The 15580-nt window shown below is 68.3% G+C and carries 8 protein-coding genes and 3 pseudogenes; 5 read left to right on the top strand and 6 right to left on the bottom strand.

Annotated features, from left to right (window positions below; all coding sequences use genetic code 11):
• On the top strand, positions 1–1642 hold a 1642-nt coding region (locus ADL01_RS03460; RefSeq protein WP_053740373.1), incomplete at its 5' end, for a histidine phosphatase family protein.
• A gap of 399 nt (positions 1643–2041) precedes the next feature.
• Positions 2042–4483 carry a non-reducing end alpha-L-arabinofuranosidase family hydrolase gene (locus tag ADL01_RS03465; RefSeq protein ID WP_053740374.1) on the top strand — a complete coding sequence of 814 codons (2442 nt, stop codon included), beginning with the start codon at positions 2042–2044 and terminating at the stop codon, positions 4481–4483.
• A 242-nt stretch (positions 4484–4725) separates the two neighbouring features.
• On the opposite strand, the gene ADL01_RS03470 is transcribed toward ADL01_RS03465, so the two are convergent.
• The 4 genes and pseudogenes from ADL01_RS03470 to ADL01_RS45730 form a co-directional block, all read right to left on the bottom strand.
• Positions 4726–7161 (bottom strand): helicase-associated domain-containing protein, encoded by a 2436-nt coding sequence (locus ADL01_RS03470; RefSeq protein ID WP_053740375.1) that lies wholly within the window; start codon positions 7159–7161, stop codon positions 4726–4728.
• Between the two features lie 711 nt (positions 7162–7872).
• Complete coding sequence (locus ADL01_RS03475) at positions 7873–8070, bottom strand: hypothetical protein (protein WP_053740376.1); 198 nt, start codon at positions 8068–8070, stop codon at positions 7873–7875.
• A gap of 956 nt (positions 8071–9026) precedes the next feature.
• Positions 9027–9254: pseudogene (locus tag ADL01_RS47650) on the bottom strand (helix-turn-helix domain-containing protein); the annotation flags it as partial.
• 266 nt (positions 9255–9520) lie between these two features.
• Positions 9521–9640: pseudogene (locus ADL01_RS45730) on the bottom strand (VapC toxin family PIN domain ribonuclease); the annotation flags it as partial.
• 90 nt (positions 9641–9730) lie between these two features.
• Between ADL01_RS45730 and ADL01_RS03485 the strand changes: the two are divergent.
• From ADL01_RS03485 to ADL01_RS47655, 3 genes and pseudogenes are all read left to right on the top strand, one after another.
• Complete coding sequence (locus ADL01_RS03485; RefSeq protein WP_199834744.1) at positions 9731–9988, top strand: type II toxin-antitoxin system Phd/YefM family antitoxin; 258 nt, start codon at positions 9731–9733, stop codon at positions 9986–9988.
• 4 nt (positions 9989–9992) lie between these two features.
• Positions 9993–10274, top strand: a complete 282-nt coding sequence (locus ADL01_RS03490; RefSeq protein ID WP_053740387.1) for a type II toxin-antitoxin system RelE family toxin — start codon at positions 9993–9995, stop codon at positions 10272–10274.
• Positions 10275–10305: 31 nt separating this feature from the next.
• Positions 10306–10564, top strand: a pseudogene (locus ADL01_RS47655) (transposase family protein); the annotation flags it as partial.
• Positions 10565–10601: 37 nt separating this feature from the next.
• On the opposite strand, the gene ADL01_RS03495 reads toward ADL01_RS47655, so the two are convergent.
• The gene (locus ADL01_RS03495) at positions 10602–11144 is read right to left on the bottom strand and encodes a barstar family protein (protein ID WP_078960298.1); all 543 of its coding nucleotides are present in this window, start codon (positions 11142–11144) and stop codon (positions 10602–10604) included.
• A gap of 7 nt (positions 11145–11151) precedes the next feature.
• The gene (locus ADL01_RS03500) at positions 11152–15561 is read right to left on the bottom strand and encodes a DUF6531 domain-containing protein (protein ID WP_234354482.1); all 4410 of its coding nucleotides are present in this window, start codon (positions 15559–15561) and stop codon (positions 11152–11154) included.
• Positions 15562–15580 lie beyond the last annotated feature (19 nt).

Raw genomic sequence — 15580 nt, forward strand, 5'->3', positions numbered from 1 at the left:
CCATGGCGAGTCCCAGGCGAACGAGCAGAACCGGTTCGCCGGGCGCCTGGACACCCCCCTCACGTCCCTCGGCCGCCGCCAGGCCGACCAGGCGGCCGAGCGGGTCGAAGCGCTCGCCGTGAGCGGCGTACACATCGACGAAGTGCACATGTCCACGCTCCAACGGGCCCGCGAGACGGCGTGGACCGTCATCGACCGGCTACCGCGGCGCCCGGACCGCATCACCGTCGACGAAGCCCTGATCGAGCGCGACTTCGGCGTCTACAGCGGGCTCAACAAGAGCCTGGTGAAGAAGACGATCGGCTTCGCCGGCTACACCGAGGCCTTCCACTCCCCGACCGGCCGCCCGCCCGGTGGCGAGAGCTGGCGGGAGATGTACGAGCGGGTCGCCGCGTACTACGAGCACGTCCTGTTGCCCGCCTCCCGCGAGGGACGCACGGTTCTGGTCGTCGCCCACAAGTACGTCGTCGAGATGTTCGCCCTGGTCGTCGCGGGCGCGAGCCCGGACACGTACCGAGACTTCAAGATCCCCAACGCGCGCCCGCTCTCCGAGCAGGACCTGCGCCGCGCGGTGGCCGCCCCCGCGGCGGCCGGGCTCGTCAACGACCTGGGCGAGATCGTGGAGATACGCCTCCCTCTGCTGGTGGCCGCGGCCGCCGCGCTGGGCGTGGGGACCCAGCTCGCGCTCGGCATCCATATCCCGGCCCCGGCCTTCACCATCGCGCTCACCGCCCTGCTGGCCGTCGGCTCCTTCTTCGCCATGCTGCGCGTGGACCCACCCGTCCTGCGCCGCCCCCTGAGCAGTCTCGGCACGGCCTGGCCCCTGCTCGTCCCCCGCCTCGCACTGGGCCTGGTCCTCATCTGGGCCGGAAACTCGCTCCCGTTGGAACTGGCCGGCCTGTTCCTGCTCCTCCCACCGGCCCTGATAGCCCCCACACTCTCGCTGCTGTGGGGAGGTGACTACTTTTTCGCCGTACGCCACACCGTGGCCGCCTCGCTCGCCCTGCCCGCGGTTCTGCTCACCGGCCTCGCCCTCCCGCTCGCCCTCCCGGGCGACGCCCCCACGCTCGCCCCGGGCAGGCTCGAACCGGCCCTCTTCGCCTACGCGGCCGTCCTGTTCGCCGCCCTCGCCCTGCCCGGCGTCGGCGCACAGGCCCTGCGTCACCGCGACCCGATCCGCGCGGGCGCCCTCAGCACCAACTGGAACTGGCTCGGCGGCCTGGCCCTCGTCCCGGTGGCCGGCCTCGCCACCTTCACCCTCACCCCGTCGACCGGCCTGACCGTCGACATGGCCGTCCGACTCCTTCTGGTGATGTCCGGCACGGCGGCGGCCCTGACCGCCCTGCGCCTGCTGACGACCCTGTTCCTGCGCCTGCGCTCCCACGACACCGGCCTCGGCCGGGACCTGTTCATCACGCAGAACACCCCGAACGTCTTCCTGTGGCTGGCGATGACCGCCGTCCTGGCCCCCACCACGGGCGTGCACCCCTCGGTGATCGGCCTCGGCGTCGCGCTCGTCTTCTTCGCGGCGGTCTACGTCGACGAACGGACCTTCCTCCACGCCCACCGCCGCGACCTGACCCCGAGCGCCTCCGAGACCCCGAAGGCTTTCGGCATGCCCACGTCCCCCGAAATGCACTGACCTCGGCGGGCGGTGGGGTGGTGACGTAGCGGCTTCTGCGGGCAGCGGGTACGAGACGGTCGTCTCGTACCCGCTGCCCGCAGGACTGGGCCCTGGCCCCTGGACCCTCGGTGACCAGGGTCTGGAAAAGTTTTGGTTTAGGCGGCAACCTTTCCGTTCCGCCCGGCTACCTAGGGGTGCACCACGAGGGCGAGCGCGGCCAGCCGCGCCACGCCACTTGTATCCACGCACTCCGATCGGGAGCCACGACGTGTCACCTGACGACCCGACCACCCCCGGGCAGCCGTCGCCCCGCGGCCGTACGCACCGCCGTTGCCGACCCGCGACGGACCGGGCAGTACCTGCCGACGCGCGAACTATCGCGGAACCCATGGTGACCCGCGGCCTCCGAGGTGAATCATGAAGGGCCTGCACCGGCTGAGCCGGCGTCGCAAGGCAGTGGCGATAGGACTGTCCGCCGCAGCGGTCATCGGCGGTGTCGTGACGCTGCTGCCCAGCTCCGCCGGAGCGGCCACGCTGGGTGCGCAGGCGGCCCCGTCGGGCAGGTACTTCGGCACCGCGGTGGCCGCCGGCCGGCTCGGTGACTCGACGTACACCGGGCTCGCGGACCGCGAGTTCAACATGATCACCCCGGAGAACGAGATGAAGTGGGACGCCATCGAGCCGTCCCGCGGCAACTTCACCTTCAACGCCGCCGACCAGATCGTCAGCCATGCCACGGCACACGGCCAGCGCATGCGCGGCCACACCCTGGTGTGGCACTCCCAGCTCCCGTCCTGGGTCAGCTCCATCAGCGACCCGGCCACGCTGCGCTCGGTGATGAAGAACCACATCACCACCGAGATGACCCACTTCAAGGGCAAGATCTACGCCTGGGACGTGGTCAACGAGGCGTTCGCCGACGGCGGCAGCGGCCAGCACCGCAGCTCGGTCTTCCAGAACGTGCTGGGCAACGGCTTCATCGAGGAGGCCTTCCGCACCGCCCGCGACGTCGACCCCTCGGCCAAGCTCTGCTACAACGACTACAACATCGAGAACTGGACCGACGCCAAGACCCAGGGCGTCTACAACATGGTCAAGGACTTCAAGTCCCGGGGCGTGCCCATCGACTGCGTCGGCTTCCAGAGCCACTTCGGCACCGGCGGGGCCCCGGCCAGCTTCAAGACCACCCTGTCCAACTTCGCCGCCCTGGGCGTCGACGTCCAGCTCACCGAACTCGACATCGCCCAGGCAGCTCCCACCGGGTACGCCGGCGCCGTCAACGCCTGCCTGTCCGTGGCCCGGTGCACCGGCATCACGGTATGGGGCATCCGCGACAGCGACTCCTGGCGCGCCGGCGAAAACCCCCTCCTGTTCGACAACAACGGCAACCCCAAAGCCGCCTACACCGCCGTCATCAACGCCCTCAACACCACCGCACCCGCCAGCACCACCACCAGCGGAACGAGCGGCACGAGTGGCGGGACCACTGCCGGCGGTTCCGGTGCCGGCGGTGCGATCAAGGGCGGCGCCTCCGGCCGCTGCCTCGACATCAACGGCTTCACCACCGTCAACGGCACCCAGGCACAGATCTGGGACTGCAACGGACAGACCAACCAGCGCTGGACCTACACCTCCGCCAAAGAGCTGAAGATCTACGGCAACAAATGCCTGGACGCCAAGGGCACCGCCAACAGCTCCCCGGTGATCATCTGGGACTGCAACGGCGGCACCAACCAGCAGTGGAACATCACCACGGACGGCGGAATCGCCGGCGTCCAGTCCAAGCTCTGCCTCGACGCCGTCGGCGCGGCCACCACCAACGGCACCAAGATCCAGCTCTACTCCTGCTGGTCCGGCAGCAACCAGAAATGGACCGCCTCCTCCGCCACGTCCACCACGCCGACGGGCACGACCACGTCCGCGACGACGCCCGCGACCACACCCGCGACAGGCGGCACCTGCGCCCTCCCGTCGACCTACCGGTGGACCTCGACCGGACCGCTGGCGCAGCCGGCCAACGGCTGGGGCTCCCTGAAGGACTTCACCAACGTCGTGTACCAGGGCAAGCACCTGGTCTACGCGTCGAACGTGTCGGGATCGTCGTACGGCTCAATGGCGTTCAAGCCCTTCACGAACTGGTCGGACATGGCATCGGCCGGCCAGACCGGCATGAACCAGGCCACGGTGGCGCCCACCCTGTTCTACTTCGCACCCAAGAACATCTGGGTGCTGGCATACCAGTGGGGTGCGTGGCCCTTCATCTACCGCACGTCCAGCGACCCGACCAACCCCAACGGCTGGTCCGCGCCGCAGCCCCTGTTCACCGGCAGCATCCCGGGCGCCGCCCCCATCGACCAGACCCTGATCGCCGACGACAAGAACATGTACCTGTTCTTCGCCGGTGACAACGGCAAGATCTACCGGGCGAGCATGCCGCTCGGAAACTTCCCCGGCAACTTCGGCTCCTCGTACACGACCGTCATGAGCGACACGGTGAAGAACCTGTTCGAGGCCCCGCAGGTCTACAAGGTCCAGGGCCAGAACCAGTACCTGATGATCGTCGAGGCTCGCGGTGCCAACGAGCGGCGCTTCTTCCGCTCGTTCACGGCCACCAGCCTGGACGGTCCGTGGACCCCGCAGGCCGCCACCGAGTCCAACCCCTTCGCGGGCAAGGCCAACAGCAACGCCAACTGGACCAACGACTTCAGCCACGGCGACCTGGTCCGCAACAACCCCGACCAGACCATGACCATCGACCCCTGCAACCTCCAGCTCCTCTACCAGGGCAAGGACCCCAACGCCGGCGGTCCCTACGACCAACTGCCGTACCGGCCGGGCCTGCTCACCCTGCAGCGCTGACCCACCGGATCCACGGTGACCGCGAAGTGGTGCGGTCCGCCACCGCGTAGACGACCGGTCCACGACGTGGGCGACTCCACCCGCTGACCGAGGAACCCCAGCCGTGAGCCGGCTGGGGTTCCTCTCTTTTGCGCTGCCGTACGAGGAAGCTCGCAATGGATCAAGGCATACCGCTACCGAGTCCAGTGGTGAGGTGCCCGCAGGGGTGGCTCGTCGGGGCACCCGGCCTTGGCCGCCGAGTCCTAGGCGGGCATCACGCCATGGATGCGGGAGAGAGTGAAGACGCGTTCCGCTTCGCGCAGGTGGCACCAGGCGTTGAGGTAGGGCGGATCGAGTTCGAGGTCGCTGAGGGTACGTACGGTCCGGCTGCCCGAGGTGGCGATGTACTCGACCATGATGGCCTCACCGGCGTCGATGGCATGGGCGACCTGGCGGACGTCGCTGTACGACAGGTGCTTCGTGTATCCGGCGACGATCTCCTCGGTGTCCGTCGCGAAAGGCACCCCGCTGCCGAACGGGTCGGGTTCCGGGGCGTTCGGCGGGGCCTTGAGCAGCCGGTCGGCCAGGACGTCCAGGTCAGTCCCGGCGTCGATGGGCATCTGCGAGGCGTGGGTCGCGGTGCTCCGGGGGCCGCGCCGCCCGACGTTCCCTCGCGGGGGCGGGACGGCAGCGGCGGCCCTCTGCGGCGGGCTCTTTTCGATGCGTACCGTTCCCCCGGCGGTCTCGGCGACCGGGGCGTAGCCCGCGGCACGGAGCGCGACGAGAGTCGTCCCGGGTGGGCTGCCGCTGACCAGGACCGTCGGGGCGAGCCGCCGCAGGGCGAGCTTGGACAGTGCGCGGTGGGCGGCGAGTTCGGCCAGGAGCGCGGGTTCGTCGCCGTGGATGACACAGGCCGCGGGGGCGATGCGCACCCGTCCGTGACCTCGTGCGGTGTCGGCGATGAGATAGGTCAGCGGCTGTGGCAGGGCTGTGGCGGAGCCGGCTGCCAGGTCGGCCGTGATGTCGTCCGGGGTGCGGCCGGCGTCCAGGGCCCGGCGGATACTGCCGGCACTGAAGCGCCATACCGACGCCGTGCCACTGGTCTCCCGGTCGGCCGTCGAATTCAGCAGCTCCGCGAGCCGCGCGGACGGGGTGCCGGTGACGACTGCGGTGAGGTCGGCGCCGATCCGGGCCGTCGTGGTCGCGGGGGGCAGCAGCCGCCGGGCCGTGATGTCGAGCTCTTCGTCGGCGTGGGCCGCCAGGTGGGCACCGAGCGGGGACAGCGCACCCCGTGCCAGCACGCCCAGCAGTTCGCCTTCGCGGATCACGGTGCTGAAGGCTGCCGTGTCCTCGGGCGAGGCGTCGTCGGCGAGCGGACGGTGCCAGGCCACGAGCGGCCCCAGCTCCGAAGCGACCTTCACACCCTGTCCCGCCGGGAGCCCCGCCGCCGCGATGAGCAGCCCGTGGCGGGCCTGCAGACAGCCGCCGCAGTCAGGCGCACCGGCGAGCGCGGGAAGCGCCTTGTCGTCTTCGTCGCGCGCCCGGGTGGGGGTGAGCGGCAGGTCCCGCCATGCCCGGAGCAGTACGGCGAGCTGTTCTGCGGGCTCCTGCTCGGCCCAGGCGTCGTACGCCTCGGTGGGAGGTACACGATCGCCGTCGCGGGCCAGCAGTCCGGCGGCGTACGCACTCTCCAGAACGATGCGGACGACGGCGTCCTCCGCTTGGGCGGCCTTGCCGAGCCGGGCCAGTTCACGCGCGCCGATCCCGCCCGACTTCAGCCGGATCGGTGGAGCGGTCGCGCACGCCGAAAGGACGGAGGCGGCATGGGCCGCGAACGCGGTGGCGGCCACCGCGGCCTCCCGCTCCACCTCCGAGGAGGTGATGGGCACCAACTGTGTGACGGGTGGCAGAGGTTCGAACGGAGCGTGCCAATCGGGGCCCCGCAGAGCCAAGGCCACCTCGACCGGCATCCGGACGGGCCCGTACCGGTGACGGTCCTGGAGCAGAAGCCCGCGGTCGAGTGCCCATCGGGCGCCTGGCTGGAAGTCGCGGCCAGGAGCCCCGAACACGACGAACGGAGACTCACGCGGCGTGGACCTGGCGCTCTGCTCAAGCAACTTCCGTGTGGCCGCCGGTGCCCCCGCCACCAGCGCGGCGACCCGTTCCGCGTCACTGTGATGCTCCACCAGAGCCGCGAGCCGCTGCTGCTTGGTGCCGGGTGGCTTGATACCCAGGACCGCCAGCATGCCGCGCAGTTCCTCCGAGGTGGCGCCGGCCAGCAGCTCTTCCAGCGGGGCGTCAAGTCCCAGGGGCGTGCTCCACGCCTGCCGCAAGGGCGTCGGCATGCGGAGCGCCTCGTTGCCGTCGTGCCACACGAGCGCCCGATCCGACAGCGCCTCCAGGGTCGCGTCCAGCGCGTGTACCGCCGTAGGGGATGTCGAGCCGAGCAACTCCGCGAGGCTGTCCCGGGTCGCTCGTGCTCCCAGGGCTGCCAGCGCCTCGGCGGCCTGCAAGCACGGCAGCGTGAGTTGGGGCAGGACGAGTGCCACGGACCCCGGACGTTGGAGACGGTCCGCCAGTTCCCCCACCGAGCGCGGTTCCGGAGCGGAGGCTGCGTCCTTCCGCATGGCGAGTACGCGTGCCAGACGGGAACCGTCGAGTTCGCTCAGCCAAGTCGCAAGCGTCGATCGGGACTTCATGAGGGTGCACCTCGACAGACAGGGAACGTCACGGGCGGGCCGAAGCCGCTTCGGCGCCAAGGTCAAGGATGGCGCAGGACCCTCAGCTTGGAAAGCTGAGGCACTTTGGGGCCGGTTGGAGCGCTGACCTGGGCGAACGGCTGGGCTGCAGCCTCTGCGGGTTGAGCCACTCTCACCGTGGTTCCCCGCTGTTCCCCGCCTTATCTGGTGCGCTTGTGGTGCGGCCTGTTTCGGTAGTCGTTGCAGTGGGAGACGTCTGCGGCCTCGTTCGGCGCCGACGCCGATGCCAGCGCTCCGACAGTTCTCCTGCCGCGACGGAAACGGCGGCCATGCCGGCGGAGGTCGGCCAACTCTTCAGGTCATCGATGATCATTCCGAAGAGCCGGAACGCTATCGTTGCCAGAACCCACCAGACAAGAAATCCGACCACGGTGGCGATCCATGCGCTTCTGCCGTTCACGACGGAAGGGTAGCCGTCGTGCCGACGCCCGTCACGAGGTTCCTGGCCTGCAACATTCTGATCCGTAGCTCAAACAAGATCGGGTGTTGAGGGTCATACAGGTTGCTCAACGGAGCTGATGGGCGCTGTTGGCCACGGGCGGTTGCCGTGGTTGCTGTACTTCTCTGCTGTACCGCAGAGCTGAAACCTGTCGCGTTCGTCGTCAAGTAGCGCATCGGCTCAGCCAGCACCTCGGTCTATGGTGGTCCTTTTCAGCTGCTGCTTTCCACCCCTCTGCGTCGGAACAAGAGTCGGGTGCCGCGCATGAAGAGGATGAACACCGTCCGAACGGCCATGAACACAGTGGTGATGGCGAGCGCATAGGCAATCACGTCAGAGATCGTGATCCAAGGATCGGGTACGTCAAGGAGTTGTGAGACCTCTGCGATCGCTACGACCAGCCCGAACATGAATGGCAACCATTCCCAGTGAGTCCGTGAGCGCCACCTCACTGCGGCCCGGCGCCTGTGCCGCCACCGACGAGTTACCAAGCTGAGGATGACGCTTAGGACAATCATCGAAACAGGCACCCATAGGTCCCCCCAATGCGCGATGAGCTGCACGGCTTCTCCCCCTTGCGGCCCTGAGGCCTGCCTATACGGGCGGTGAGCATATCGCGCGGTCGGCGGAGCGACTTTGGGCGGAAGCTGCCATGGAGCGAGCGATCATGGCCCCTTAACCTCGATCTTTCTTGACGGTCCGGCGACGGAGTCGGCGGACCGTTTCGCTTTCGGTGGCTGAGGGTGGGCAGGCCGGTAGCCCGGTTATCGCGTCGGGAGGGCACCGGGTTCCACTTTGAGTCGGCGGCTGGCACGGCCACGGGCCGCCGGCCGGCACTGAACGCCCCCGACACCTCCAGGACGAGCCACCCGCGATCCGTCAGGCGTCTGGCCTTCGACCGTACTCCCTCGACCTTCGCCGGCGTCGTCCCAAGGCCCAGCTCCGCCGCGATCTCCCTGGCCTTCACCGGTCCCCTGCCCGCGGACCGCCGTTCCTCCAACATGCCCAGAATCCGCTGGTAGTCGGGCGCGAGCACGGTCACCGGCAACCCGTCCCGCCAGGGCGGCACCACCGACCCCGGCACCGGTGAGGGCACCGTTTCCGGCTCCGCCCCGGTCATGGCAGTCGTCTCGGCGACGGACAGGGCCAGGGCCTCGACCAGTTCCTCCCGCGCGATCGCCCGCCGATCCAGCTCGATCTCCGCGGCCTCCAACACCCCAGCCAACCGCGCGGCTTCCTCCCGCAGCCCCTCCACCCGCACCCGGGCAGCCGCCTCCCGCTCCTCCAGCAATCCCAGCACCGACGCCACCGCGTACCCCTCGGCCATGAAGCGGATACAAGACGCCGCATGCCTCCCTGTGGCCCGGGGCGTCTGCCCGGGCTCCTGGTAGGTCGGAGGGGCCGCCTTGCGGCCCCTTTGGTGGCCGTTGCGCCACTTCTTGCCCGTCCGGCGGTCGATGCCGACGATCCGGGCCGCTTTCCGGGTGCTGTAGCCCTGCTCCATGAGCTGGAAGTATGCGGCCCGCTCACGGAGCAACGGGTGCGGATCTCGAAGTCCATGACACCCCTTGAACTGGGGTGTTGCAACGACCACTAGAACTGAAGCGAGCAGCGGGGGCCTTCGACATCGTGCCCGGTGAGGCACTGGCGGAGGATACGAGATTCGAACTCGTGAGGGGTTGCCCCCAACACGCTTTCCAAGTCTTCGTCTGGGGTACGGGGATGTGCGGGAGGGGTCTGACCTGCGGTGCAGTTCACTTGGGTAGGGATTCCGAACGATTTCGTACGTCGGTGAACGCAACCAGAACTGCAACCACCGCTGACCTACTTGCCGGGTTCCGGGCCGAACCACTGGAGGGCTTACCCGGTCCCTGCGGCGATGCACTCGAAGTCGTGATCGCGATGGAGCTGGGTAAGCCCTTGCAGCTCAGCGGTCGCGACGACGACCAGGTCGACAGCTCCGGCACTTCGGTGTTTCCCGAGATCGATGTCGCCGTGGCCGCCCGGTATTACCCGAGCTTTATGTACATCTGCTACATTCATGACATGAGTGAACCGGTGATCGAATCCATGGCGGATGTCCGCAGTCACCTCGCTGACGTCATTGATCGCGCCCGGCGGGAGGAAACCCCGACGATCATCACTCGGCGCGGTAAGCAGGAGGCCGTCGTGATCGACATCCAGGAGTACCAGCGCCTGCGTGAGATCGCGGAGAACGCCGAGGAGGCGTGGCTCAACCGGCTGGCCGACGAAGCCGAGTCCGAGGGGACGGAGGGTTCGGTCTCGCTCGAAGAGATGGCCCGCCTGCTGCGTGCCGATCAGGGCTGACCTGATGGGGTACGTCATGCGCTTCACGCCGCACGCCCAGCGGAACATGCTCAAGGTCCCGCGCCCGGATGCCCTGCGCATTCTGTACCGCCTCGCCGAACTCCAGAAGGCGCTGGACGTCGGCGACACCGCCTCGTTCGACATCAAAGCCCTCCAGGGGACCAGCGCCCGCTGGCGGCTCAGGGTCGGCGACTACCGAGTTGTCTACACCGTTGAGGACGGTCAGCTGATCGTGTGGGTCCTGGCCATCGGCAACCGCCGCGACATCTACCGCCAAGTTCCGTAGGCCATCCGCGGTGCAGGTTGGTGCCGACTGCCCGCTGCAAGTCAGCCCGGATGGCACCGTTATCCGCACCGATCGGGTCGCCGCGGCCCCGATGGCATGGATCTGTGGTGGTCCGGAAAACACGCGGCACGCGCAAGCATCACGGCGACAACGTCCAGGTCGTCTCCGCCTCGGACGGCTGGCCGCTGCGGGTCTCCACGGTTCGCCCGGGCCGGCACGATGCCACCTGCGCCCACGCCCACGGACTTGTCAACGCCGCTCGGCGATGCCATGGATGCAGGGATCACCCACGGGTTGCCCGTGCCGCACTCGTCTCGCTCGAGAGGCTCAATGCCATTCCTCGGGATTGAGAGCGGCAGCGACAAATCCGTCCCCCGTGGTGACGGTCAGGTCAGGCTGTCCGACCCGGCGTGCGACCTTCTCACGATCGAATTCACGGAATTCGAGAACGAAGTGTTCGGCAACGGCGGGCCGATCCAGGGGGAATCCATCGAGGTCTACCGCCGAATTCGCACGGTCCGCCCCTTGGCAGAGGACGGATACGAACAGGGGGAAGTGTTCCGCTTCCAGTAGTCGATCCGCATCATGGATGATGCCCACGACCCCGACTCCACCGGTGACAGCACCACACAAGTCGTCCAGGCAGTCCACCATGGCGTCCCAGTTTCTGCCGAAATAACCGGGGAACTGCAGGGCTTCCGCGAACGAACGGTAGATTCCCTGCTCGGTCATCAGATCGCGAGAGTCGAAGTGGCAGACACGCCCGCCCGTCGCCTCCATCCTCGACAGTTGCCGATGAACCTCGGCCACCCCTTGGGGAACGAAGACGACCCAGGGTTCCGAGGTCCCTGTGATGTCGAAACTGGTCATTCCTGGATCACCCTGTGAATTCGCCAACGTAGTAGAAAGTTCCGTAGTGGTCCGGCGTGTAATACGCAGGGCCGGGGCCGTCCTTCGGAGTCAAGAGGCGCTCGGGGCCTCTGATTTCCTTGCCACAGCCTGGCGCGCTGCACTGCGGGAGGTCGACCTTGGCGTTGACGTCCCATTCCTTGTACTTGCCCCCTGGCAGGACGGACTTGTTGTTACCCCAGTTCGCGTTGCCATGGTAGCCGTCGACCTTTCCGATACCTCCGGGCCGGGCGTTGACGTTGTTCAGCATGTCCACAGCGTGTTGTGGCGCAGGGCCAGGGAGAAGCCCGAGGCCGTCGGGGCTGCCGGTGTCGCCGCCGTGCTGATGGCACAAAGGCGCGAGACCCAGCGGGTCGGACCAACTATGGGGGTTGTGAACGTAAGTGACGGGGTTCGGCGCCGGGAGCAGGCCGAGGGGGTCCGGGCTGGCGTAGCGAGCCGTCTCGGGGTCGTAGTGACGGTAATGGTTGTAGTGGAGACCGGTCTCCGGGTCGTGGTACTGGCCGGGGAAGCGCAGCGGGGTGTACGCGCTCGCGTCATGGTTCCAGGCGGTGGTTCCCCAGAGAGTGGACCGAGTGTGCCAGGCGACCTCTCCGACCGGGGAGACCAGTTCGGTCGGGGTGCCGATGAGATCGGTCACGATGGCGAAGAAGCGCTCGTCGATGGTTTCCTGGGGCGCTTCGGCTGCCCAGATGCGTTCGGCCTGGCTCAGGGGAGACAGCCCGTCGTGGTCCCAGGTGAGCGTGGTGCGCCCGCCTGTGTCGCCCCGCTCGGTGGTCTGTTCGCACAAGGTGTTGCCGTCCCAGGTGAAGACGGTGCGTTCCAGGACAGTCTTCCCGTCGGCGTCGAGACGGAGCTTTCCGGTCCGTCTCCCCAGTGGGTCGTAGGTGTAGCGCCAGCGGCTGCCGTCCGGTGTGGTGACGGCTGTGAGCCGGTCCTCGGCATCCCACTCGTACCGCCAGATGTCGGGTTTGCGGGAGAGCCGGGTCTTGCGGCGCATGACCACTCGTCCCTGGGCGTCGTGCTCGTAATGAACACCTCCCGCTCGCGTCAGCCGCGTTCCTGCGTATTCGCGCGACCCGGCGGCCTCGTGGCCGGGATGCTTCGCGGGCCACGCGGCCTCGGTCTGGTTACCCGCGGAGTCGTAGGCGTAGCGCTCGCTCCAGCCCGCCGCGTGCACCGCCGTGACGCGGCCTTGGGTGTCGAGATCGAAGCGTCGGCTGCCCGTGCGGGAGTCCTGGATTGCTGTGAGGTAGCCGTCGGGGCGGTAGCTGTAGGAGCGCTCTGCGATCCGGTGGTCTCCGGGAGCCGTGCTCTCCTGCGTGATCAGCCGGTCGAGGCTGTCGTAGCCGCGAGTGAAGGTGAGTGCGCCGTCGATTCGGCGGATGACTTCGCGGTCTGCCGCGTCGTGCACGAAGTCGATGGTGTGACCTGCTGTGGCCAGCTGGAAGGTGCGTCCTGCGGCGTCATACGCCCAGTTGCTGCGTGCGCCCGAAGGGGTGATGCGCAGCGTCCGGTTGCCGGAGGCGTCGTAGGCGAAGCTCATGGTTCGGCCGTCGACGGTCTCCCTGATGCGACGGCCGGCCGCGTCGAGTTCCACGTGCAGGCTGCTGTCCGGGCCGACGGCCCCGGTCAGCGAACCGTTCGCCGTGTACGTGTAGACGGTGGTCGTGCCGTCCGCGTCCTTGGCGGTGATCTGCCCCAGAGCGTCTCGCTGGTAGCGGATGCTCTGGCCGAGAGCGTTGGTTCGAGTGGCGAGACGGCCCGCCGCGTCGTAGGCATAGCGGGTGGTGCGGCCGTCGAAGTCGGATTCGGTGAGGAGTTGCCCCGCCGCGTCGTAGGTGTAGCTCCAGGTCAGTCCTTGAGGGTTGGTGACCTGGGCGAGGCGGAGCTCGGCGTCGTGCGTGAAGGTGAGGCGCTCGCCTCCCGGACCGGTGCGTGCGCTGAGCCGGTCGAAGTGGGTGTACTCGAACGTGCTCACCTGACCGACGGCGTCGACGTGGCGGACGCAGTTGCCCTCGCTGTCGTACTCCCAGCTCTCGCGCGACCCGTCCGGGTCGGTGCGGCCGGCGAGCAGGCCCTCGACGGTCCATTCCAGGCAGGTCTCGTGGCCGAGCGCGTCGGTCACCGCAGTGGTCAGGCCGAAGGCGTTGTACGCGTAGCGCGTGGTGTTGCCGAGGCCGTCGGTCACGGCCAGCGGGAGGCCGGCGGCGTTGTTCGCATAGGCGGAGGTACGGCCGGATGCGTCCAGGGCCTCGATGAGGCTGCCGTCCGTTCCGCGGATGAAGTGCGTGGTCGCGCCGACGGGGTCGGTGATGGCGGTGACGTTTCCGCGCTCGTCGTTGGCGTACTGCCAGGAGGAGCCGTCCGACAGGGTTATGGCCGTAGGAACACGCTGCTCGTCGTAGGCGACGCGAACGACCGAGCCGTCGGGCCGAGTCTCCTTGACCGGCTGCCCCACCTCGTTGTTCACGAAGGTTGTGCTGTACCCGAGTTGATCCGTTGTCGCGGTGACGTGCCGATGGGCGTCGTAGGTGGTGGTGACCGTGCCGCCCAGTGGGTCGGTCTCGGCGACGACCAGGCACCGGTCGTCGATGACGAAACGGCGGACGTTGCCCTCGGCGGTGGTGAGGGTGGTGATGCGGCAGTCGGGCCGGGCGGGATCAGTCTCGTCGTAGGCGAGGGTGATCGCGATGTGCCCGGCCTCGCCGCCCTCGGCGATGCAGCGGTCCTGGTCGTCGTAGGCGTAGTGGTAGCGGCCCCGGTTCGTGTCCTCCCACGAGGTGACACGCAGTCGCTCGTCGTAGGTGAACTTGAGCGGCGGTCCTGCGGAGTTGGCGACCGCGGTGAGGTTGCTGTCGGTGTAGCCGTAGCGCTTGATGACGACGTCCATGCCGTCTTCGGCCGCCCCGGCCAGGCTCAGGGCGGTGACGCGGCCTTCGTCGGTGGTGAGCTTGAGGTGGTAGCCGCCGGAGTGGCGGATCGCAAGGGGGGTGCCGTGCTCGTCGTAGTCGAAGGTGATCGTGTGCTGGTTGCGGTCGGTGATGCGGGCCAGAAGCGCGATGCCATCGGCGGCGGGGCGGGTGAAATGACGGGTGTGGCCGGTCAGCGGTTCGTCGATGCGGTAGCCGCCGTCGTCCAGGCGGGTCAGCGGCCGGTGGGGACCGGCCTCGGGTATGACGGGGACTTGCGCACTCGAGGGGTGCGGGTAGGCGAGGAGCAGGCCGTCCTCGGTGACGAAGACGATGCCGTCCTCGTCGGTTTCGAGGCGTTGGTCGATGGTGGAGGCCCACCCGGGGCCGAACCACCAGCCGCAGCGGTAGTCGGAGGCGACCCGACGGGTGAACGCCAGCGGCAGCAGGCCTGGCAGCTCCACGTCGGTCTGCGGCAGGTACATGGAGCCGGTGGCCATGTCGACGGGGTCGCTGCCTTTGGAGCGGACGAGGTTCTTGGCCCGGTTGTAGGCCCCCTTGGCGCCGTCGGCGACCACGCCGCGGGCGTTCTTGCCCAGGCCGCGGGCCGCCAGCCCCATGCCCTTCAGGCCGCCCTTCATCGCCGCCATGCCCTTGAGGCCCTTGGCGAGTCCGCCGAGGGTGGTCAGGCCCTTCATACCGGGTATGCAGTCCAGCGCGGCGAACGCCACATCCCACAGAGAGGCTTGGCCCTTGGCGTATTTGTTGAGCGTATCGGCGAGGACGACCAGCGCGGCGATCAGGACGATGGCGCCGAGGATCGGCCCGCCGATGATCATCGCGACGATGCCGACAACTGCGACGACAACCTTGCAGACCGTGACGATGGTGTCCCAGTTGTCGGAGACCCAGTCACCGACCTCCTCGTACCACTTGCGGTTCTGAATGCCCGCGTCGGACGCCTCGTCGAGTTTCCGCTTGGCCTCCCCCGCGGCCTCCTCAAGCATCGTCCGCGCGTCCTCGGCCATCTTCTTCGCCGCGGCCAGCGCGTTCGAGGCGGAGGTGACGTCCGACTGGGCGGAGGTGTGCGCGGACTCGGCGTTCTGCGCGTCCCGGGTGGCGGCGCGGACCTTGGACTCGTCCGGCTTGGGGACGTCCTTGCCCGCGTCTTTGTCCTCCTTGTACTTGTCGGCCTCCTTATTGGCGCGGGTCACCCACGAATCGGCCGTGGACAGACGGGACTTGGCTGACGACAGGTCGGCCTGCGCATCCCGCCCGTTGGCCAGCGCCCTGTCCGCCAGCGCCTGAGCCCGCTCCAGCTTCGGCCAGTACGCCGCCAGCGCATCCCCGGCCAGGTCGTACGACTTCTTCAGCTTCTTCAGATTCTTCGGGACACTGGAGAACTCGTCCCGGAACACATCGGCGGTCTTGCCCACCGATGTCAGGACGGCATCCTCCTCCGCCATCCCTTTGACAAGGCGGAGC

This window comes from Streptomyces sp. NRRL WC-3618, assembly GCF_001280005.1.
Taxonomy (GTDB): Bacteria; Actinomycetota; Actinomycetes; order Streptomycetales; family Streptomycetaceae; genus Streptomyces.

Coding starts and splice junctions, on each gene's coding strand:
- ADL01_RS03490 (WP_053740387.1), top strand. CDS start 9,993: ATGGGGTACGTCATGCGCTTCACGCCGCACGCCCAGCGGAACATGCTC.
- ADL01_RS03475 (WP_053740376.1), bottom strand. CDS start 8,070: ATGTTCGGGCTGGTCGTAGCGATCGCAGAGGTCTCACAACTCCTTGAC.
- ADL01_RS03495 (WP_078960298.1), bottom strand. CDS start 11,144: ATGACCAGTTTCGACATCACAGGGACCTCGGAACCCTGGGTCGTCTTC.
- ADL01_RS03500 (WP_234354482.1), bottom strand. CDS start 15,561: ATGGCGGAGGAGGATGCCGTCCTGACATCGGTGGGCAAGACCGCCGAT.
- ADL01_RS03465 (WP_053740374.1), top strand. CDS start 2,042: ATGAAGGGCCTGCACCGGCTGAGCCGGCGTCGCAAGGCAGTGGCGATA.
- ADL01_RS03470 (WP_053740375.1), bottom strand. CDS start 7,161: ATGAAGTCCCGATCGACGCTTGCGACTTGGCTGAGCGAACTCGACGGT.
- ADL01_RS03485 (WP_199834744.1), top strand. CDS start 9,731: ATGGCGGATGTCCGCAGTCACCTCGCTGACGTCATTGATCGCGCCCGG.